At 38.0% G+C, this 22,965-nt stretch carries 10 protein-coding genes; 1 reads left to right on the forward strand and 9 read right to left on the reverse strand.

The genetic code is table 11. From position 1 onward, the window contains the following. Window positions 1-269: 269 nt before the first annotated feature. The 8 genes from ADS77_RS05345 to ADS77_RS05380 all read right to left on the reverse strand — a co-directional run bounded on the left by ADS77_RS05345 (window position 270) and on the right by ADS77_RS05380 (window position 20,563). Window positions 270-1,484 carry a DUF642 domain-containing protein gene (locus ADS77_RS05345; RefSeq protein ID WP_152960586.1) on the reverse strand — a complete coding sequence of 405 codons (1,215 nt, stop codon included), beginning with the start codon at window positions 1,482-1,484 and terminating at the stop codon, window positions 270-272. 318 nt (window positions 1,485-1,802) lie between these two features. Next, window positions 1,803-5,915, reverse strand: a complete 4,113-nt coding sequence (locus tag ADS77_RS05350; protein ID WP_235575711.1) for a poly-gamma-glutamate synthase PgsB — start codon at window positions 5,913-5,915, stop codon at window positions 1,803-1,805. A gap of 1 nt (window position 5,916) precedes the next feature. Next, on the reverse strand, window positions 5,917-10,221 hold the full coding sequence (locus ADS77_RS05355) for a hypothetical protein (protein ID WP_054453297.1): 4,305 nt from the start codon (window positions 10,219-10,221) through the stop codon (window positions 5,917-5,919). Further along, window positions 10,206-10,970 carry a hypothetical protein gene (locus ADS77_RS05360; RefSeq protein ID WP_054453298.1) on the reverse strand — a complete coding sequence of 255 codons (765 nt, stop codon included), beginning with the start codon at window positions 10,968-10,970 and terminating at the stop codon, window positions 10,206-10,208. The genes ADS77_RS05355 and ADS77_RS05360 overlap by 16 nt, the downstream gene beginning before the upstream one ends. Next, window positions 10,954-13,227, reverse strand: coding sequence for a hypothetical protein (locus ADS77_RS05365; protein WP_054453300.1), 2,274 nt, complete (start codon window positions 13,225-13,227; stop codon window positions 10,954-10,956). Before ADS77_RS05365 ends, ADS77_RS05360 begins: the two co-directional genes overlap by 17 nt. Further along, complete coding sequence (locus tag ADS77_RS05370) at window positions 13,214-16,330, reverse strand: poly-gamma-glutamate biosynthesis protein PgsC/CapC (protein ID WP_054205118.1); 3,117 nt, start codon at window positions 16,328-16,330, stop codon at window positions 13,214-13,216. The genes ADS77_RS05365 and ADS77_RS05370 overlap by 14 nt, the downstream gene beginning before the upstream one ends. Then, entirely contained in the window at window positions 16,330-18,315 is a 1,986-nt protein-coding gene (locus tag ADS77_RS05375; RefSeq protein ID WP_054205119.1) for a hypothetical protein, read from the reverse strand. Before ADS77_RS05375 ends, ADS77_RS05370 begins: the two co-directional genes overlap by 1 nt. 22 nt (window positions 18,316-18,337) lie before the next feature. Beyond that, window positions 18,338-20,563 carry a CapA family protein gene (locus tag ADS77_RS05380; protein WP_054453302.1) on the reverse strand — a complete coding sequence of 742 codons (2,226 nt, stop codon included), beginning with the start codon at window positions 20,561-20,563 and terminating at the stop codon, window positions 18,338-18,340. Between the two features lie 258 nt (window positions 20,564-20,821). Here ADS77_RS05380 and tyrR point away from each other — a divergent pair, with 258 nt between their 5' ends. Then, a complete protein-coding gene (gene tyrR, locus ADS77_RS05385; protein WP_054205121.1) occupies window positions 20,822-22,378 on the forward strand; it encodes a transcriptional regulator TyrR in 1,557 nt (518 codons plus the stop codon). 21 nt (window positions 22,379-22,399) lie between these two features. Here tyrR and ADS77_RS05390 read toward each other — a convergent pair whose 3' ends face one another. Next, window positions 22,400-22,888 (reverse strand): hypothetical protein, encoded by a 489-nt coding sequence (locus tag ADS77_RS05390; protein WP_054205122.1) that lies wholly within the window; start codon window positions 22,886-22,888, stop codon window positions 22,400-22,402. Window positions 22,889-22,965 lie beyond the last annotated feature (77 nt).

Below are 22,965 nucleotides of genomic sequence, written 5' to 3' on the forward strand. Positions count from 1 at the left end.
TAAGGCACTGTTTGAACGGGTGGCCGTGAATATTATTGTAATGCAGCTAAGGTAATGGTTTGCTAACTGAGTTATTACTCAGAGGTAAGAGTCACACCCTTATCCTAGCTGCAATCGCGGATCAGTATACATACCATGGTTTACTAGGGGAAGTGTTACACGTTGAAGAACATGCGTATAAAGTTAAATTGTATAGACAAGTATTTACTTGTATTTTTATAGAAACAAAAAAGCCAGTCATTGACTGGCTTTTAAAGTAGATTCAGCGATTAGTTGCAGTAGTTGCTATCAACAAATGTTAAATCATTAACGTGTGAAGGGCCATCCATTACAAATGTCGCTACAGCTGTATTTTGGTTCAGCATAAAGATTTTAGCATTTTCACCTTTAACACGACCAGATACATAAATACTACCATCAGCGGCGATTGCGATACCTGACGCTTGGTCAACACCATGTTCACCGATTAAAGATAACGCTAACGAACCTTGGTCAACAGTATAAAGTGCTTTACCTGTTAGTACGTATAGAATGTTGTTATCAGCAGAGTAAGCAATATCACCATCAGCAAACGAGTCACCAGGGAAAGATAATTTGCCTAGTACTGTTTTATCACCCGTCGCTATATCGAAATCGTACATGTATGTCTTACTTGTTGCACGCAATGATAAGCCATCAGCATTCATTGCAGAACGATAGATTGGGTATGAATTAGTTGCAGTAACTAAAGCTTGAGTATTATCAGCAAGATTGAGTGATAAAACCTGAGACTCTTTAGTCGACTTATCTAACTGTTCCATGAAGTACAACACGCCATTGTGAGATGCAATGTTTGATGCTGTATTTGATAAACCGGCAACAGTAGAGTAGGTATTATTTTGTGTATCAAAGTGATAAACAAACCCATCTTCGTTAGAGCCAAAGTTATTGATGCCATATAAACCAGAAGCACATGATGTTGTTACTTGTACATCATCAATAAATCCACCAACAGAATCGGATGCACCTGCGCCAACAAATTTTAACTCAGTTGCTGTAGAACTCGCTTTTACAGTGTAAGTAAATTTTGTCCAGCCTTTGGTTGTAGCATTAAGCGTATCTAGTAACTCACCGTCCCAATATACTTCGGCTTTATTTGTTGTTTCATTACCATTTACACGGGCTGAGTAATAAAAGCTCACTTCATAGTTATGATCTTCTTCGGTAGCAAGAGTTTGAAATGCACTGTAGTTAGCTGTTGAATCAAGCTCGATGTATTTAGAGCCGTCTTGAGCTGTTACGATATTTAGTGCAGACGTTTGAATTTCAAAATTTGCATTAGCCGAACGTTGCCATCCTGGTAATTCATTTAATAGGCTCCATGAACCAGAAAATGCAGCAGTGTCTTCAAATGAACCATTAGCAACTAAGTTAGTGCTAGCCATTGTGAAACTAGATGCAAGTAATAAAGGTAAAGCTGCAAGCTTAAAGACTGAGTTTTTCATAATTCTTCTCCTACCAGATCATTACATCTGATTATGTTAACAGGATGTTTAACTTAATATGATACTATTGTGCTATATTTTATGGCATTGGTCAAATGCTGAGCATGAATATTATTGCGTTTATGGAGATTAAAAACAGGCAACAGTACAACAATCATTTTGAAACAGTGAGTTAGAAAAATAAAATAAAGAATAAAAAAATAATATTTTTTTATTCTTTATTTTTAGCAAGTTACATTGCTAGTAAGTAAGTTTAATAGCATATACAAACCCTAGTACTAAAAGGTTTGTACATGAGTAGAGGTGATGAAATAGCGGTTATTTTTTACTGCTATTAGAAAATGACAGCCATCCAGGCTTTTGATTGCGGTTGAGCTTACCAAGTACCTCAATCGCTTTTTCAAGCGTAATACGTTTTGATGCAATATCTTTATAAACCTGATTGGCAATTTTTTTACGCTTCACGGCGGCTCCAGCATCAAGGAATGACTCTGCGACTTGAGTTGCAAAGCGAGTAATCCGGTTTTTTTGCACAGACTCCGTATTTTCATATTCTAGATGCGAGTAGTTTTCTAAACGTTCACTAATATGAAGTAGCTCAGCTTGGCTGTATTCATTTTGTGCATGATGCATTTGCTTTATACGGCTCAATGAATCGTGTAGATAAGCATGCTCTAACTGGCTAAACTTTGTGATTAAAGATAAACGAGTCAGCGTCTTTTTAAATTGCTCTGCTGTGCTATCAGGGTTTAGCAAGGTCGTTATACTATCGTGAATGCGTTGCCACTGTTGCCAGCTATATACGTAGCCTAAACCAGCTCCTTTGATATTTTGCATGCCAATAACAACTTGGTGACAATATGGCCTAGCTAAAGATGAAAGTTTAAACGTTAGCTCATCAGGCGTAACTTGCGGGTTATCTACAAGTACACACTTAGTTTTGACAAGGGTAATCAGTATTTTTTGTAATTCAGCTTGATTCGCTTTTAAGTCGGTCAATAAAGGCGAAATATTTTGATAGCTTAAATAGTGATTGAATACATCGTGTATATTCAACCGCTGCTGTGGGCTGAGCGTTAGTGCTTGAACTGTTAACCAGTCATCAAATTGCTGCAACTGTTTCATATTTATGAACATTGAAGCCGAACAATCAAAATTAAGTGCGTGGCTTAAAACTAACGCCAATGATTCTGCATCTTTAATACAATGAAGTTGTGAACATAACGATTCAAATTCTTGTAAATCATCATTGTTGATGATTCTAATTATCCGTTCTTCAAATGCTTGTAGGTAATAACTATAAAAACCATCAACATTTGTGCCTATAACGACCATTTTATCAAATGGTAGATCTTCAGCGAGAATATGTGCAAAAACTTTTGAACGAGCTACACGGTCATTGCGATTATTTATTAGCGCTATGGTTTGTTTGCTTGGATCATGGCTTAAGCTAAATAAATCTAAGCGACGCCAGTTTTCTAATGTTGCCAAGCGTTCATTTGCAGACATGCTATTGATAAAAGACATTGTAAAATTTTCAAACGGAGCTGGGCAAAAATGTTGTAAAACTCCAATATCAGGAATGATACGTTGCGCAGTTTCTTTAAACACAAAGTTTTTATCTAAACCTATGTGCTCGGCCATCTTACATACTAAAGCAATATTATCAGGGTGTTCTTCATACGGATATAAAGCACGTATATCCGGGGTTATCTGGTAGCCATCACCCCAATGTACTTGGATCAGACTGGCTTGCTTACTTATCGCGTCTTTTTCTAATACAGGCATCATTGTTTGTTCACTTGTGAAAACCTGACTTTTTGGTGCTATAAAGTTGGCCATCTCTTTTGCAACATCAATGCCTGTTGGCCCTAATATGTCTTCGTGATCAGGGTATGCATTCGTTATTGTTGAAAAGTTATCTTGCATCCATTGACGTAAAATTTTTACATAGCGTGGTGTTAAGCCCATGCATTCCCATAAAAAAACGTCAGCTTTGACATTTTTTGCGAAATGTAAGACGTCACTTTGCTCCCAAATGCTCGCTTTATCAAATGGACGAAATAAAGGCACCTCAAATTGCTCTCCATTTGAACGAGCGTAAATTAATGTAGCCTCACAACCGGTTGTTTTGGTAATTACTTTAAGTGCTAAACTACTAAAAAGTGCTGCTTTTAAGCGCTCAGTTCCTGATTTACCACGGGTTCCCCAGCCACCAATACTAACTGGGATTGCTTTACGATCAGATCGAATACGCTGACTTACATGAATATGACGGCCCCAAAAGTAAACCATAAAACCGATAACAAAGAATATGAGTTGGCCAATACTGTTTTGATAAATTGAGTAAAGGTATTCTTTAAAGTTTAGCCATATGTTTACAAGCAGTGGCGATATACTGAGCTTTTTATAGAGTTTACTTATGTTTTCTTCAACCTGAAATTGACAGCCTAACTGCTGACCATATGCTTTAAATTCAAAAACAAAGCCATGCTTTTCTAAAGCTCTTAAGTAATTATCTTGCTCTATGTCATTACCTTTACGCTGAGCATCTAAGCTATCAAAGTGTGTAGATAACCATAAATAAGTTTTAATGCGTTTAAATAAAGATTTTGGCGGCTGGACACACAAAATTCCATCTGGAGTATATGTTTTGGCTGCTTGTTTTAAATTATCTTGGCTTAATACCGAAAGTAAAAAATCAGGAAGTGGCAGGTGAGGGCGAGCTGAGTGTTCTACAGCATCAAATAATGGTTCTCCTGGTACATCGGTGGCACTGATTTCAGCAACGGTACAGCTTGGAATGTGCATAAATGCAGATGGCTTACGTGCTTTACTGTGGTTAAAGCTTTGGCGCTTATCTGAGCTTGGGTTGCGCCACTCGTGCATAAAACGCCACAAACGAAACGCATATTTATAACCATTATTAATGTGCCATGAGTGACCACGGCTACTAACGTTAAAGGCTTCATTCTGTTGGGCTTTACGACTTAATAAACGCCCTAATAATTCTTCATCAATATCTTCATGTTTGAGTGTTGAGACTGCAGATAGCGGTAACGTTTGATCTAATTCAGCCATAATATTTTGATGTTGAAAGGCAACAAGTTGCTCTCTGGTCCGCGTAATATAACGGCGAATAGCAATATTGGGTTCTGCGGTTAATTGCGCGTTTAAACATTCGATGAATACAGTGAATACCGCATCAGGTTCAGCCGTTTCAAGTTGTTGGTTAAGCATAATACGTGCAGTTAATTCAAGTGTTAGACGTTTTATCGCTATACTTTCTTTGGCATTTAATAACTGCTTCCATAAATTAAATGCAAAATTATCATTGCATAAGCGAGGGTGGCTAAGCTGTTTTACTAATGTAAAGCGAACTGAATCAAGGCTTTCAGCTTTTAATCGAGCAGTTAATAATTCTTCTTGAAATGATAATTTGTAGCTAGATGACTGCTCAATAACACTTTGCCGTACACGAGGGTACTCATGTTCAGCTAGTTGTAAAAGCAAACTTTCACATGTTGGTGTTAATTTGATTTGGCTTGTTAATATTTTGGCAAATGCAGCTAAGGTGAATAACTTGATCTCGTAAGTTAACGATTCCTCAGTTTCATCATTAATGAACTGTTCCATATAGACGCGTAGGTAAGTGGGGCGTTGATGGATTAAAATTTCTAAAATATCTAATCGTGCTAGATGAGGTGTGTGGCTATTCTCTAGTGCCAATACTAAAGTTTCAATGAGGCTTGCGCTAAGTTCTGGTGCGCCGTTATAAGTGTGGATAAGCTGAACTTGATTAGCCAGAGCGCGATAGAGTGCATTCTTTACATGTTCATTGTCAGTTTTTGACAATAACAATAAAAAGAAGCTTTCTAAATCTAATGTTTGCCATGCTTTTTCAATATTGTTAGAAAATGATCTTAAATAACGATTACTTAAATCCCCCAGTTTGCCGATTAAAAACTTTAAAGTCTGTTCAATTTCGGCAACTTTATCTTGATAGCGATTAATAACCGCTCCCTCATCAAACCAACGTGAGAAAGCAAGTTTATCTAAGCTTAATTGCTTTGGTGTTCCACCGAGTTGCTTTGCATAATCAAGGATATGAAACTCGCGTTCGGCACTCATTTCAGCGTGGCTTAATCGTTCTATAAAGAGAGAGTATCCGGCATCTAACTTTTGTAAGCTCTGTTGTTTTTTCTCAATTTGGTGGCGCAAGAAGGCAATAGCTTGACGCAGCAGCCATGCATCTAAATCTTCATTTTCTGGGATGTTTTGGATCAACTCCCAATCAGCTAAATCATCGACTAACTGTAAGTATTTTTGGCGATACAGATCGAGCCAAAAGTTAGCAATATCGGCAAATAATAAATGTTCTAAGTGCTTTTTAAGTTCGCTGTGGGTCATCTGTTTCTCAACTGTGGCCATATTAATTTTGCTCTAAAAAGTGATTGAGTTGCAGCGACTCAAAAATAATTTCGTCATGAGAGAAAACCTCAAAACCAGTGCTATCAAGGTTACCCGTAGAAAATTCTAAACTGATATTATGGTCATTTCTAAACCAGTCTTGATCCCAACGTAATTTAACCCAACCTTGTGATAGGCTTCCAAGTGGAACCTGTTTACGCCAGCCAAGACTCGTGATGTATTGCCAGGTATTATTTGGTCTGTGTTTATCAGCAAATTTATAATAACTGGTAAGTCCTGCTTGAAAAATATGACCTTGATAGTATTGAGTCCACGATGTCCCAAAGCGCAAGCTGTCTAGGCTGGTCCAATCAGAATTAGATGTGCTACCCGCTAAGAAGTTAAAATAGCTGTCAACCCATGGCTGATAACGGTATTGATATTCACCACGCCAACCGTATGGGTGATCTTCGCGATAGAAACTATAAATATCAGAGCTTAGAGTTGGATCAAGTAATAAATCATCTATATTTGCACTGCTATAGTTATAAAAGGGGCTTACTTGCCATTGATGACGATGACTTTCATCTATGCGCCAAATTTGACCAACCTGTACAGAGGTACTGACACTATATTGGCTATCAGCCCCTTGTGTTGATGGCTGCCACCGCGTTTTTAATGCGCTATCGACGTACCAAGGGCTGTCATGATCTTGCCAAGAGTGATACATATCAACTGCTATGGTATCTTTATCGCTTTCGCTTATTGAGTAACTTAGATCGAGACGATACCAATTCTCATCGCTGATTAAACGAAAACGCGCGCCAACATCAATGTTATTTTGCGTTGCTATATCTTCACTGGATTCAAATATACCGCGGCGATCATAATTTATAAAAGCCTGCCAACTAAGATCATCTGGAGAAAAACGTGCGACTTCAGTTTGTAGCGATTTTTCAGACTCAGGCAGTTGATAAACAATCGACTGTTTTTCAACTTTTGTCGGCGCTTTATAATTCGATATTTTATGATTGCTTTTACTCAGCTGCCATGTATAAAGACGGACGTATTTGAGCTTATCAGTACTCACTTCAACTTTCCCAGCAGGATGGAAAAATGTACGCTCGGTACGCTGAGCAACTTGTTCCTCACCAATGTTTAACTGCATTTGCTCAAGCTTAACTAGCCTATCTGCAGGTAATTTCGCTATCAAATGTGCATCAGGCAATACGGTATAAAACAACAGGTTGTTTGCAAGCGGGAGATCCTGCCATGTATTATCACGGTACTCTTGTGCATTTACTGTCATAATTTGTGAAAGGTAAGGGTTGAGCCAGCGTAATGAGATCACACTGTCATTTAACTCTGATTTATTAAAGCCAAAAGAAGTGATTTTATCGGGTTGCACAGACCATGTTTTTTCTGAATCACCTAAGTTTAGCGCCACGTTAGCAATATTACCTTGAGATAACTCTGCCGACGAAAAGTTAAAGTTTAGTCTAAGTTGTTGCGAGCGTGTCTGGCTTAAATCTATATACATACTATGTAAAGGACGCAGCACTAAGCCATTATTAAATCCTTCTTGACTACTTGCACGAGCAAGCTGGTCGCTATAACTTGCTTGACTTAATGAGTCTACAGCGATTAGTTGCGTACCTGCAAAATCCTCATATTCAGGTACGGCTTCCCACTCACCGTAGCTTTGTACTCGTGAATATAAAGACTCCAGTTCGACAGGCAAACTCAAAGCATGTACTTTGGCGAGCACTTGTGTGAACTCGTTTATGCTTAATGTTTTTTCAGCTAATTTGAATAACGTATTATTTAAAAGGCTCTTTAAATCCACACTAGAGTCATACAGCAATGACATAAATGGTGTCTGCCAATAGTGAGGGGTTGCCATGTTTTGATAGTTAAAGCTATTTACTAACGGCGCAGGAATTACTTTGTAAGTGACAAACGTAGGGTGATCACTGGTTAACCTGATCGATTCACCAACCTTTAGAGTGAGTAAACTTTCTGAGGCGATAGATAATAATTCACCGCTGTTTTTTAAAGCGGTGGTAGAACTAACGTCAGAAAATATAGGCAATAAAGACTGCTGCTTACCCTGACTGGTGTATAACCAGCTCATTTTATATTGCCCATTTTGAACACTTTCACTTCGAGCTCGCAATGCAATTGTCATTGGCTGATTTACAGCTTTAAATGTTATTCCTTGCGTGCGGGTAACCGTAAAAGCTTGGAATATAGCTGCAGAACTCGTTAATGTTTGCTGTCCACTATGCTCAACGCCATAAATAAGTTGTTGCTGTGTTTGCGTGTTATTGTAATCACGCCAGTTAAGACGTTTAAAGCTACTGTTTAATTCATCATCGGCCGTTAAGTCATGGCTGAGCCATAATGCAAATAAGTTCTTTTGCTGCTTGATAGCTAAATCAATGGTTATGTTACGACATGCAGGTAGTTCAGTGAGTGCATTAGCGCATAAACCTTGTAGTTTATAATCTTGCCCTAACGCTTGGTATTGTTTAAGGAGTTCGCCACCGGCATAGTATTTTAATGCTGGTTTATCACTGCTTTTAAATAGGCCCTCAAGGTAACTTTTAGCTAAAATGCTTCTACCTTGCTTGATCAATATAGTAATGCGTAATTGCCATGCTTTAATTGCAATTTCAACGCTAGGGACTGAGACTAATTTTTTAGTAACTAGTAGTGCTTGCAGTGGATCTGTTTTGGCTAAATACTGCGCTTCTCCAAGCTGGTGCTGCCAATGCATCGAATCAAATGATGTAAAGCTATTAGGCTCAAGTACAGGGTTATAAGGAACTAGTGTTGATAAAAATTCGTCTCCTGCTTGCGTTAGCTGCTGCTTTATTAAAGAGTCTATAATCTTACTTTTTGTTGTTAGCAGACCAGGCTGTGCATACAGTAGTTCGTTATTTGGTAAATCTAACAATCTATCGCTTTGTAACACATACTCAATAGGGTGTCTTTGCTGCTGCAAATTTTGAATACTGATGCCAGATGCTGTCAGTGGTATATTTAATTCAAAAGTTGCAAAGTTCTCACTTTTTAATAAATTTAACTGCCATTGTTGGTTACCACTTTTCACTAACAGTTGGGTATCAACTTCACTTCTTGCATGGAAAGTAATAGTTTGCTTCACTCGTTGTTTTGCATCGAGAGAGAAAAAGTGTTTTTGATGTGCCAGTTGATGAACTTGTGCATACTCTTCGGTTAAAATTGGGTAGCCAATATCGTCAACTAAGCGTACGCCGCTTAGACTATCAAAGTGTTTAAAGTAACTTGTGAAACTATCACTTTCATTTGATAGTGGGAGTAGGTAGTCAGATGTACTGATTGTTTTGAGTAGATCTAGATAACGACGTTGAGCCAATAAGTCACTATGGCGATAAACTTGCGGGTCGAGAAGTGATAGATCACGCTGCTGATAAATTTGTGTTAGCGTATTGTTTAGATTATTAACCCAGTATGGTTGAAATAACGCCTCTTGTTGTTTATCCATAGCAAGGTCGTCGTATATAGCGCGATGGTTCTGCTCAAGTTTAATATATGCGTCAGTTTCGCTTTTTAGTGTTAAATATTCACCTTTACCCACGGCGAGGTATTCGGTGTTAGCTAACCCAATGTGTGGCTTGTGAAACTCACTTGCACGACTAGCTAAAACGCCGACGATAGCAGCCGGCTGGTCATTAATATAAGCATATACTTTACCGTTAATATCTTTATTTAATAGGTCTTTTCGAACAGTTATTTTTAGTTTTTTTGCGTTTTGAAAAAACAGCTTTACGGTATCTCCGGCTTTAAAATGGTAATAGTGTTCGACATTTTGGCCGTAACGCAAACGAGTTGCTTGCCTTGGCAGTTTTATTGCACGACGAAAGCTATCTTTATGTCTATTTTTTTCACCGACCATGACTGACAGGTATTCAGCGTCATCAAGGTGATTTGATATTTTTATTACGCGATTATACGAGGTGCTTGGTAACTGACATTTATCTTGTTCACAAATAAAATCGCGTCGTTGGTTAAGTCTTTGCTGTGCTATTTGACTTGTGCCAGAACTATAAATAAATGAGCTAAATGTATCATTTTCAAGTTCGAGCCATTGACCTTTTTCAAGCCATAAATAATGGCTCTGTTTGGCCTCGAAATACATATTCTGCTGTTGTTGAGCGAGCAATAACTTAGGCTGAACGTTCAACCAATATGGGGATTTTAAAATATTATCATTGCTGGCTAAGCTTAATGAGCTAACCATCAATAACAAACTAGAGATTAAAGCAACTATAGCGTAATGCATGTGTTAAATTGACTCATTAAAGTTGGCTGTTTTATAAGGCGAGCGCGCAATGTATTGCTTAGCTCAATATGAAAAAAATGACTGTTGCGTGGCGCTACAGTATTTAATATGTTTTTAGTGCCCCCTAACTCTTTCACTTCAATAGGATAAATAACGCTATTCAAGTGCAGCTTTTGTACTAAGCATTGGCTCATTTGTTTAATTTTATCGTTAGGGTACTTATTTCCTCTACTGATTATCACATCAGCATTGAGAGCTTCTTTAGTGCGTCGTTTGGCGGCATCAAAACCATGAATTTGGTAAATAGTAAATGTGTCTACTGTTTGGCTATAAACATCAATAAATGCATTTGTTGTACTGTAGCGATACTTCCCCAAATCTGTTTTCTGACCTTTCAAATTAAGTGTGTTCCTGTGAACTGTATTTGCTAAAAAAACTTGGCAGTGTTCAAAAAGTGCCAGTGCAATACGATAAGTATGGATATCATAAAAACGGTGCGGAGCATAGGCAACACATTGCTTGCCAGATGCTTTGAATTTTACTTCCCCTCCTGCCGCCTGTTTATCATTAGTAGTGATAGTAACGGGCTGAGTGATAGTAAAATCAGCATAAACTACATTCGAACTTGCTAACCAAGTACTAAGTTGTTTTTTTAAACTAGCATAATTATCAGCTTCTTTGGCGTATGTTGAAAAGCTCATAGCCAGAAGTGTGACGAATGGGAATAGGGTATTATAAAGAGTCATCATTCCACCACCTGACTTTTACTTCTTCCTTAGAGTATTCTTCTAAGACAGCAACCCAAACATCTTTATCTGTAGTGACTCGAATGCTGTGTATTGCTTGTATATCCGCCGTAATTTGATTTGTAATGGCTGGGTATGAATATAGACGGCTATCTTTTGGGTGTATTAAAAAGGCCTCACTTAAGCTACTTGGTAGTAATCTGTAGCGCTTTTTAGCAATGCTATATTCTTCTTTTAGACCACTAAAATATTTTGCGTGCTGTGATAAATTCAAAACGACATCGTCATTTTCTTTGTTACTATAAATTTTAACCACAACACTTTTCGGGCGTAATGTGGGGTAGTTTAAAGTAACCGCTTTATTGGCAGTTAATTTATATAACCTTTGTTTTATCCAAGGACGCTCGCCTTGCCAGTTTTGATAAATGGTTTTTGAGCTGTCTTCAACGCGTGCTAATTGCTCAAAATCTGTGTCTTTTAAATCAATTTCTTTCGCTGTATTTTTGTTTAGTTGATAAATAATACTTGCCGGTGTTGTACTTTTTATATTGGTTGATTTTTGAATTAGTTGTTTGTTATTCATTTTTGCAAAGTGAAATTGAGATGGCTCTGTTGGCTCCAAAAAGTATTTATCAGGACTATATACAAGAGCAACATTTGATAAACTAAGTTGTTTTGAAAGATCACTAGATTGATAAAAGGTGTCTTTTTGTTCTATTTCAGGTGGAGCTGCAAACACACGAATATTTACCAGCATCTCTTTTTCACTAAATATATAGTGATTACTTGCTTGTTGTTCATACCAAGCCGCTATGTTATGAAACGTCTCATCTTCAAAACAATTCAAATGACATACCGTACGTTGATAGTTAAACAGGCTATTACGAGATTTTATTCTCACTAATGCGTCATGCTTTGAGTTTATTTTGATAGCTGCAGCATTTTTCCCAACACGTAAGTAAAAGGTTTTAGCTTGTGCTACTTGCTGGCGTTGTGTGCTGTCTAAAATTACTCGATCGAATGCAGATATTCCACCATCATAGTACACTTCGAAGTCATCAATAACTTGGTTCGACTGATCAAGCACAGAAACTGTAACTGCGTTGCGTGTTGCTGATCTTAATTCAATTGCTAGATCGCTGTTAGGTTCAACATCGTAGCGTGCGCTCATTGGTTCGCTTATCAAATAATAGCTATCTTGTGCTGTCGTCAACTCTTGTTGAGAGACAAGTGACCAAGTAGTTAATAGCGGTTCTTGGCTACAAATAGTAACTAGACCAGCAGCCAGTGGTTCAGTTGTAAAAGAGAGTGGTTTATTAGCACCTTGTTCAACGACCACTCGTTTTGGTGGTAAATACTGATTTAAGTCGTACCACGTTAGGATAGGAGTAATGGCTGCACTTTTTGTGAAATGCAGGGTATCAGGTTCACCTAAGGTAATACTTGCGCACAAAGATGCGTCGGTATAATAGTCACCTAAATTTAATTGCTGGCTCGAGAAATCATAAGTTACAACATTGTACGGTAATGTTTCGTATAAAATATCTGACTTGAAATCAATGCTAGGTATCCCTTGTGGGGCAAGCTTAAGCCATGAGTAAGTAACGGCATTTGATATCTCTTTCATGGATAACGCATTGGCACCAATGCTGTGATATTCTGTGGCGCGCTCTCTTCGTTCTAAAGGTAATTTAAGCCACGTACTGTTCTTATCTTGATTGTCATTAAGTGTTTTAGCATGTACTCGAACAACCACTCCCATCACCTGAGTATCTTCAGGGATAAGCTTTAGGGAAATGGCTGCAACATTTTTAAGCTGCTCAGGGCTAATGTAAAATGACTGTCCTGATGCAACGGTAAGGGCTTGGCGATCTTCAATTATTTGTTTTACTTGAAACTCATTTTCTAACGGAGTGAGCTTTGATGCATGATGATAAATATGTGAACTGATAACCTGCTTTTGTTGATCAATAAACGCATATTCAATTGCGTAATTTACTGGTTTATCAAGACTTAACTGTTGTGCAAAAATAGCATTTGATAAGACTCTAATCGAATGTGTTCTTGATGGTGAAAAAGAAAAAACAAGCGCTTTATCGCTACTTAACCATTGCACATTCGAACGAGTTTCATCTTCAGAGCGAACACTTGTTGGCTCTGCTGAGCCTAACCAAATATATAAACTAAATCCAGAAAACCCAATACCAACTAAAAGAGGAAGCAAGATAAGTAATTTTAAGAGTTGCTTAATATATTGCATACGCACCCTCACTCATCATAGTGTTAAAACGTTTTTGGTCAGTTAATCTATTTGTAACTGGGTTGAAGATGGCCAATAACTTACCTTGTTGTTTAATTGCTAATGCGTATTCTTTACGCCCTTCAAACTCAATCGTTTGAAGTTGGCAGCTTGTTAATTGAGCACACATTTGTGCTAACACCGTTAAGTTTTGTGAGCTGGAATAACGCTGGATAGTATGAGTGAAATCATTTTTTAACTGAGGTGTTAACGTTTTCCAATCAGTGGGTGATAGTGTTGTTATGTTCATCACTTTTACTGTTGGCTCGTTAGAAATAGCTAATAAACGCTGGACTAAACTTTGTTGATTCACAGAAAATTGTTGCTTAAAGTCAGAAGCTAACCATAGGGTTGCAAGCTCACTATTTGGAGCAAATAGCTGATACCCTGATTGTGGCGAAGTGCCGAGCTCTAAACCTCGAGTAACAGTTTGACCATGTACTACTTGATAGCTTACAGCAAGATTTTTTAAATTAGTATCAAGCGTATTAAGTAGATTTTGATGAGTCCCATTTGAATGTGTAAATTGAAAGGCCAGCGCAGTTGGTCTTATCCAAGATGGTGCGCTGTGACTTCTTAACTGTAAATTCAATATAACGTCATTAGCAGCAAATCGTAAATAACTCTGATGCACTACATTAAATAATGAATCAACATTATTTGGCGCTAAAACATTTGCTTTTGGATGAGCGTAAGGGTGCGCACCGGCTATTAGTAGATGTTCGGCTTTACTGTTGGCAAATAATTGCGCCGCAAATTTAAGTGTATTACTTTCAAAAATAGGTCGCGGGACTGCAATATTTAATTGCTCGCTATTGTTTAGGTTTAATATGTAAAACCCTTGACCATGCTTAGTCGCGGGGCTGTTCGGCTGCGGCGCGATGACTAAAAAACGCCCTTGCTGATTGGTAAGAAGTGTAAGCTCATAACCTAGCAACCTAGTCGTGGCATTAATTTGGTTTAGTTGGTTAATGGTGTCCTCATCAATATTTTGACCCGCTAAATCTACTTTAATACGGTACAAAGGACGAAGAATTTCAAACTCCCAAAGTGCAGCTTGGTTAACCGACAGAGGGAGATAGTCGCCACTACCTTTAGCTGTAATATAGTGTGAATTAAAATCAACAACGTCAGTGAGAGATTGCTCCGAGTAGTTAATTGCATTTTCTGCATCGAGCTCATTATCGCGAGAGATGTTAGACAATAATGTTGTGTAATTATCACTGTTAAGAAAGGCTTCAAACAATTGACCGTCAAAGCCATTTTGAGGCAACGAAGTGCTTGTTGCTTGTCCAAAGAATGTTTCCTCGTACCCTAGTAGTTGTTGAATTAAGCGCTGACTTAAAGAACTTGGCAGTTGGTTGTAAATCCAATATTGGCTTGTTGCACCTATGGTTGTTTTTGCTAACAGGCGGCTTGTTCTTGCATTTACTTCTCGCACTTGAAACAGTTGTTCTATATCCATAGCCTCAATAAAGGCAAGATAGTAGGGGCTTTGCTCATTGTTATGTGAAAGTTCAGCACTAGGTGTTGAACTTGTACCAAAGACTAATGCGCTACTGCTGAAATGAGAAAAAATAAGGCCAGCAGAATCACTTGCTAAGCTTTCAGATGTCGGGAAGGGGACCGTCACAATAAAGCCAGATTTTGGCTGTCGGGAGATGACGAATAAACCTCTTTGTGATGTTTTTCGGGCATCGCGGATATATATATACTTTTCATCAAACTGCAGTTGAAAATCTAGCTTAGCGAGCATTTGCTCTACTTTAGCTAAGTTTTCAGATGAGTCTGGTGCTTTATTTATTTCATAAATAGCTTGTTTAAACTTGGTTTTATTTTGACTTGCTTGATAGCTACTTATTTCGATTGGCCCCTTATTTTCTGTGTATAAGTAGCTCTTATATTCACTAATTTGTTGGTTTAAAGTGCTTATCTTTTGATTTGCAGAAAGTTCTTTAATACCTGTATCTACAAATAATGAAGGGACAAACATGATGATGAACCCAATCACAATTGCAAGTGCTCCCCCTATTATAGAGGTTTGAAAAGTTGCGCGGATCACTAATCCTAAGGCGCTCTTTTGATATATTTTAAGCGCTAATAAGGTTGAGAGCATATAACCAAAGGCAAACGCATCTGTTACTTTTACTTCGGGGTAATAATGAACTAAGAAATAATTTAGAAGTAGTTTATAAATAAATCCAATATTGAAGAAAAACAACAGTAAACGAGCACCTTCTATATTGGCATTACGCAAGCGAGTAAAATTCAATAGAGATGCGCCAATAATCAAAATAATGGCGGTTTCAGCAAATGAGGTGAGTAATTTTGTTGGCTGCATTAATTGCAATGCAAGTAATGCAGGAAGCATTATGCCATTGAATTCCCAGCCATATTTAATATTGGCGCGAGAGGCGATAAAGGCTGTAATGACCAATATGATATAGGCTTTAGGCGCTGCTATAATTGACGCCGCTACGGCCTCATACATAATCGCCAAGTTGGCAATACTAAAGTTAGTCATTGGCATTAATGCAAAACGCACCAATAAGAAGGTAATTACAAGTTGGACAATAGTGACCTTCATGCCATATTTAAAGCCGCCATTCCACATTACATTCGCTGTTAGCGCAATAATAACTAAACCAAGGGAATAGAGCTGTGAAGAGTAATCAAAGGTAATATCCCAGCCGCTCAATACACCTGCGATAAGTGGCCAAAATAACGTATCCATGACAACACGTACAAGAATACTTATGAGTATGATGGCAAAAAATCGATCTCGACCGAACATTTCAGCATAGCCAAAGCGTTCCATGATGTATTTAGCAAAAAATAGCATAATGCCATATACAACGATGGCTTCAATTAAAATTACGGCTGCAGAGGTGGGGCTGACGATCAGTAATGGAACTAAATAACCTGGTACTACTAAGCCCGTTAAGGGAAAGCCAAATCGTAAATTTAGAAAACAAACAACAGTAATACCAATCCAAACAGTGGTAATTACTGACTGACCAAGTCCGCCACCAGCAGGAAAGAGCTGTAAAATAAAATCGCCCACTAGTTAGTTTGCTCCGCTAAACTTTGCATATAACACTTTTGTTGTTCATTTATCGAGTCACATAATTGTTTACTGTTGGGCATTTTTTCTATGAAAAAGGCAAGATCGATAAATTCAAACAAAATGCCAGACACTTGAAAAGGTTCCCCAGATGCACTTTGCACATTGGCTGAATCCATTGCTCTAACATTTAAAATATACGTTTTATTATCAATGTGTGCCTCGAGATAGATGTCACCTTTTTGTAATGTAATAAAACGCAGTTTCCCTTTAGCAGCTTCAAGGTCAAGATCTGTCACTAAACATAATAAATCCAGAGCGGTCATTTCAAATATTGAAAACTGATGTTTTGTTGCTAGTTTTTCTAATGATTGGTTTATTTGTACTACTTGGCCAAACAAGTTAAACAATACCGTCGCTGAGCGTATGTTGTTGAAAACATGTTCTAAAGTCGTTAGCTTTTGCTCCATCTCGGCAATTGATACTTTTACTTGTTGGCTTAAAGGTTCTTTAAGGCGCAAAGTTAATAACTGAGAAAGCGCGCTATTATTTGCATCTGTTTGCGATTCAAAAATACGATAATGAAATAGTAACTCGCCAATTTGAGCTGCGAACGCGTTTACATTTTTTTCAAATGCTTGCTGATTAAAATTTTCATCTGGGGTTACAGTCATAGCCCAAAAACCACGTACATCACCAGCATAAATTAATGGCACAATATATTGGACTTCACCGTCTTCAATGTTTTCAAAAAAAGGTCTGTCGATAGGGATTACGCCAAATGCTTTTAAGGCTTCAGAGTAGGGCTCTCGCTTATAGTCTCGGCGCATTTCTTTAATATCGCTTAACTGACAGTTCACCGCTCTAATTTCGCTTAGTCTATGGTCACCTTCTTTGCGGGCCAGAAATATAGATTTGTTTAATGCGAGTTGTTGATTGACCAAGCGGATAATGGCATCCCATGGGCTACTTTGTAAGGTAAATGATTTTGGCAGATAACGGCCAGCCATCTTTTGCTGAATATTACCTATCAGGCTGATTAATTGACTATCTTCGTTTAGTTTCCTGACCAAAATCACCCACAGTAGAGAAAACAGAGTAAGGATGCTCATTTGACCAACAGGTAAAAATAGTTGTTGTAGAATCAATGTGAAATAGCCAAGAGTAAACCAACTAGCTATAAGGGTTAAAACTAAAAATATGCTGTAATTTATTGAGAGCTTTTGAAATGCAAATAAAAGTAAAAACGCAATGGCTAGTAACAAAAATGTACTTTGTAGTTTCGAAAGCATGACCACAGCATTGTTCTTATTTAGCGTATCTGCAATATAAGCAGTTAGTAATAAATAATTAGATGAGTGTTGTAGTTTTGGCGCATTAAGCGTTACCCCTAATCCCACATTTTTTTGGCCAATAATCACAACCTTCTCTTCTAACTGGCTTGCCATTATATCCATAGTCATCAAGCGTGTTGCTGTAAACTTAGGTAAAGCCGAAGGAGATAACGAAAAATTTATTAGTAAATTATTGTCTAAATCAAGATCACTAAATAATGCTGGCCACACAGGTTTGCATAAACTTTTAGACATAGCTACTAATTCAACGTTATAGCCTGACCAATCAGAAATAGCTGGCAGACAATATGCGTTATTAGGGTGAGGATAAAATACCTTTTGTTCAGGTCCTTGTCCTTCAGACTTAAAGTAGCTTAACTGCTCATTTGCGAGCACAACAACAGCTTTTGGATTATATGTTAATAGTTGCTCAACTAAAACATTATGATCACGGCTCAAATGCTCACTTTCTATAATAACGACATTACTTTTTTGGCTGTGCGTTAGCTGTGCTAAGTTACTGTAAAAAAAAGCATTGGCTGAATGAAACAATGATAATGTATTTGCTACTATTACAATAATAAATAAACTTAAAATTAGCCAGAATGTTCGTTGGTTCTTTAATAGAAAAAATTGTTGTTTAAAAGCCACTATAAATCCTAGAGTAGTAAAATTAGTCAAGCGTACTGAAAGTGAGCTTAAAAGTGAGTGGGGCATTTGAATTTAAGTTTATAAAATCAAAACCATGCATCCTATCAGTTTGCCAAACCCCCTCTGTTAACTCAAGCTTGGTTTGCCAAGAAATCATGGTAACATCATCAAGCGCTAGATTAGCTTCATCTTTTTCAGGAGGGTAGTGGTTAAAAGTGACTTTTATTCCTCTTGCAGGTAACTTTTCTGGTCCTAATGTTAAATCATCCGATGGGAGTGTAAAATCATAATTAAACGCTTGCCAAGTGTGGCTACCCGCTGGCTGAATGCTTATATATTGTGTTGAAAACTCTAGACCATCTTCAGCTGTTGTAATTACTAACTTAGCATCGAGCTTGCCTGCATTATCTGCTTTGCTATAACCAAATAAACTAAAATCCTTAAACACGCTCATTTCATTTTCTAGATTTGGTAACTCCATTGCACGGATTGTTTGGCGAAAAGGAATAATAGAAGGTGTATTGTCAAACTGAGTGCGTGATGAACACAAGCCTTGCTGGCCATTTCTTGCTTGGCTAATACAAGGTGTCACACTATCACCAGTATGATCCCAGCGTGCAACTTCCAATTGCTCATCGTCATTGTCCCAATCTTCAAAATCACCGAAAACCATAACATCGCGACCAAATCTAATATTTGAAGGGGCTGCACCAGATATAAGTTCAATCTTAGTTAAGAATGATTTGCTGGATGGGGCATAATCACGTAGGTCAATAATTGATTGATTTGCTGCAATTGTGACTGTTTGAGTATGTGAAGAGCTGCTGGCCTGGTTTTTTGCAAAGTATACGTCTGCATAGCCATCTCTTGGGATAAGTGTGATGTTATCGTCTGAAAATTCGGCTAAGCGGCGTAATAAATAATCGCTTAAAAAGCCATTAATGAATTTAGGTTGATACCCCTCCACATAAATAGGGTATGCATATGCACGCTCAGTCATTGGCGATGAATCTTTGTTAACATGTACTAATACAGCCACACCTAATAAGGTATCTAACCTATCTTGGTCAAAGACAAAGTTACCAAGACCAAGAATGGCGGGGACACCATTGAACACAGAAAATCCTTGGGCGATATGCGGGTGATGAGCAATAATCAAATTAGTTTTTTGCTTTGACAATAAGTTAAATCGACTTTTTATATAGTTGCTTGGTTCATAGCTATATTCATCGCCCCCGTGCATTTGGGCTATTACATAATCGCTATTATTAGCAGCTTCATCAAGGTACATTTCAACCAATTCTGATTCTGTTAAATCGGCTGCACCGCCTTTGGTTTCGTCAGTAACGTAGGTAATAGCATGTTCTTTACCTGTAATCGATGTCGCTGAAAAAAGCCCCAGTTTAACGGTGCCTACATCCATATACTCAGGTTGATAGGCACTTTGTATATCGTTGCCCGCGCCACTGTTGGCAATCCCTGCATTAGCGACTTCAGTTAGCGTATCGTTAAGGCCATCATCTAAAAAGTCATAGACATGGTTATTCCCTAATGCGACATAATCTACGCCGATTGATTTTATTCCTGCAAGGGTCTCAGGAAGAGAAAAGAAGCTAAATTCTTTTGTTGGATGAGGTGTTTCAGGTGATGCTGTCACTGGTGACTCTAAATTAACAGATGTGAAGTCGGCAGCTTGGAAAAAAGAGCCCACAAACTGTGTTAGAGACTGTGCATTTTCAGCAGCTGTCGCTGGACGGATAAGGGCACCCTCAATATCGGGAATGTTAGCTGTCATAGTTGCAAGTGATGGATCGAGGAAACGACGCCCAAACATAGTGTCACCAGCAAACAGTAAGCTAACAGTATTACTACTCTTGCTACTTAAGGTAATGTCTTGGTTGTTACCGTTTTTTGTAACTGTGATTGTTGCAGCGAGTGGGAAATACCCTGAGTCGCTTACTACTAGTCGGTGGTTACCAAAAGCAATTTCGTTGTAAGTGAATTGTCCATTAGCGTCAGTTTGATAATTCTGGCTAGCAAAGTTCACTGTAATATCACTTAAAATTTGCCCTTGCTCATTCTTAACAGTCATTGAGCCTGTAAATGTTTGCTTTAAATGCTCGGCTCTTTTTTGACTTTCAGTTTGTTGAGCTTGTGTTTCTCCTGCGTCGTAAGGATCTTCGACTTTACAGCCAGCGATATTGATCGTTAACAGTAGCACAAGATATTTGGATATATTTAATTTCAAACTGACCTCATTATCACTCTAGTTACATTGTCTAGCACGTTTTCATTATACGGAATGTATAGTTGTATTAGCAACCAGCCAAACATTTGATATTTTTTAATTTGTTCAATCCTAAATTATAGTATTTATTATTCAATAACGGCCATGTTTAGATTATTTATTTCAGCCTTGTCCAAATATCTTTACAATTGACTATCCTCTCTAGAGGAGTTCGCGTATTATCCGTGATATATAAATGTCTCTTTTTTTGAGGATATAATGCGTTTAGATATTCATTGTGCAGACCGCATCGGTATTGCTCAAGAAATACTTAATATTTTGGTCAATTATCAAGTTGATTTGAAAGGTATTGAAGTTGATTCAGTGAACTGTCGTATGTACGTCAGTTTCCCCCCGATTGAGTTTGAACAGTTCCAAAAAATTATGCCATCAATACGATTGATTGATGGTGTTAAAGATGTTCGAACTACTGCTTTTTTACCTTCTGAACGTGAGCATAACGAACTTAATACTTTATTGCGTGCGTTACCTGATGGCGTTATATCTATTGATGCTAAAGGCTGGGTTAGGTTATGCAATGATGCCGCATGTAAAGACTTACAGCTGAGTGAAAAAGAGATTCTCGGCTCGAATATTAATAATCTATTAAAAGGCTTTAATTTTACACGCTGGCTGGAAGGGAAAGAAGTTTTAGGCCAAACAACACGTGTTGAAGTTGCAGGTGAAGATTTTATTGCTGACATTTTACCAATAGCAGTGCCGCAAGGTGCTGAAGGCGATGTATTGGCGGGCGCTGTAATCAACATCAAATCACAGAGTCGGTTGGGACAGCAAGTCAGCGCATTTCGTCGTTATGGACAAGAGAGTTTTGCAACCATTCATAATTTTAGTACCGCAATGCGACGAGTTGTGCGTGAAGCACGTAAAATGGCACAATTGGAAGCGCCTATTTTAATTACCGGTGAAACAGGTACTGGTAAAGAGCTGCTTGCGCGTGCATGCCATTATGCGTCAAATCGTTCAGTCAAGCCGTTCATTGCATTGTCATGTGCTTCATTACCTGATGATGTAGCAGAATCTGAATTATTTGGCTATGCAGGTTACGAAGAAAATGCTGCACCAAAACGTGGTGTGCTTGAACAAGCGGATGGTGGTACGGTATTTTTGGATGAAGTGGGCGAAATGTCTACGCAATTACAAACCAAACTATTACGCTTTTTACAAGATGGTACATTTCGAAAAGTAGGCGATGAGAACGAAGTGAAAGTGAATGTTCGCATTATTGCCGCGACGCAGAAAGATTTACCAGCAATGGTGCAAGAGGGAACGTTTAGAGAAGATTTATATTATCGAATTAACGTCCTGACACTTGAAATAGCGCCACTGAGAGACCGTAGGGCTGATGTAGGTCCATTGGCTGAGCACTTTATTCAAAAATATGCACAGCAAAATGGCCATGCTATACCTGAACTATCGGCTGAGTGCTTAGCGTTCTTGCAAGATTACCCATGGCCGGGTAATGTGCGTCAGCTCGAAAATGCGATTTACCGCGCGGTATCATTATTAGATGACAATGAACTACGTGTAGAGCATCTTCAGTTACCCACATTTACACATGACTTGGGCTATTTAGAGTCTGATTTTGAAGGCTCTTTAGATCAAGCGGTAAAGCGCTTTGAAGCAACGTTATTACGTAAACTTTACCCAGCTTACCCAAGTTCACGTCAACTAGCTAAACGGTTAGGTTTAAGCCACACAGCTGTTGCGAATAAATTACGTGATTATGGTATTAACCGTAAAACAGTAAAAGTGTAAGTTTGCAATTATTTATGGGTACTATTGTTTAGTGCCCATATCTTTAGTGACGCCATCAATAGCGATTGTCTCAATCCCTTCTTCGCTAAATTTAATCATTATGCTGATATTGTTACGAGCAAAAAAGTAATTTTTATTATCTAAACTAATCACATAATTTCCTTTGACAGGATCTTTAAACTGACGTTTTTCAAGTGCTAAAGTGTGCTCGCCTATTTTCCAGTTAAACCCTTCAATAAAACCATTGTTAAATTCTTGCACCCAGATTTGCTGCTCATCTTTAGAAAGCGTTATAGCAATGGAATATGATTCTGGTAATTGCATATTGTAACTTTTAGTTCCAATGGTAAATTGCTCATTGTTTTTTTGCCAACCAAAGCCGAATTTAAACGGTTTTTCTACACCAGTAGGGTAGCTAACCTTTCCTTCTCCCGGATAATCAAAATCAGCCCATGCATAGCTGCTACAAAGTGTGAATAAAACACCTAAGTAAAAGACAGGTTTAATCATAATGATGCGTACTTTTTAAAAATAGTGAACTTTGAGATTAGAGCAGAATATTCTCCATTGCAAGATGCTGTGCTACA

Origin of the sequence: Pseudoalteromonas porphyrae (assembly GCF_001298125.1) — a bacterium.
In the GTDB taxonomy this organism is placed as follows: Bacteria; Pseudomonadota; Gammaproteobacteria; order Enterobacterales; family Alteromonadaceae; genus Pseudoalteromonas; species Pseudoalteromonas neustonica.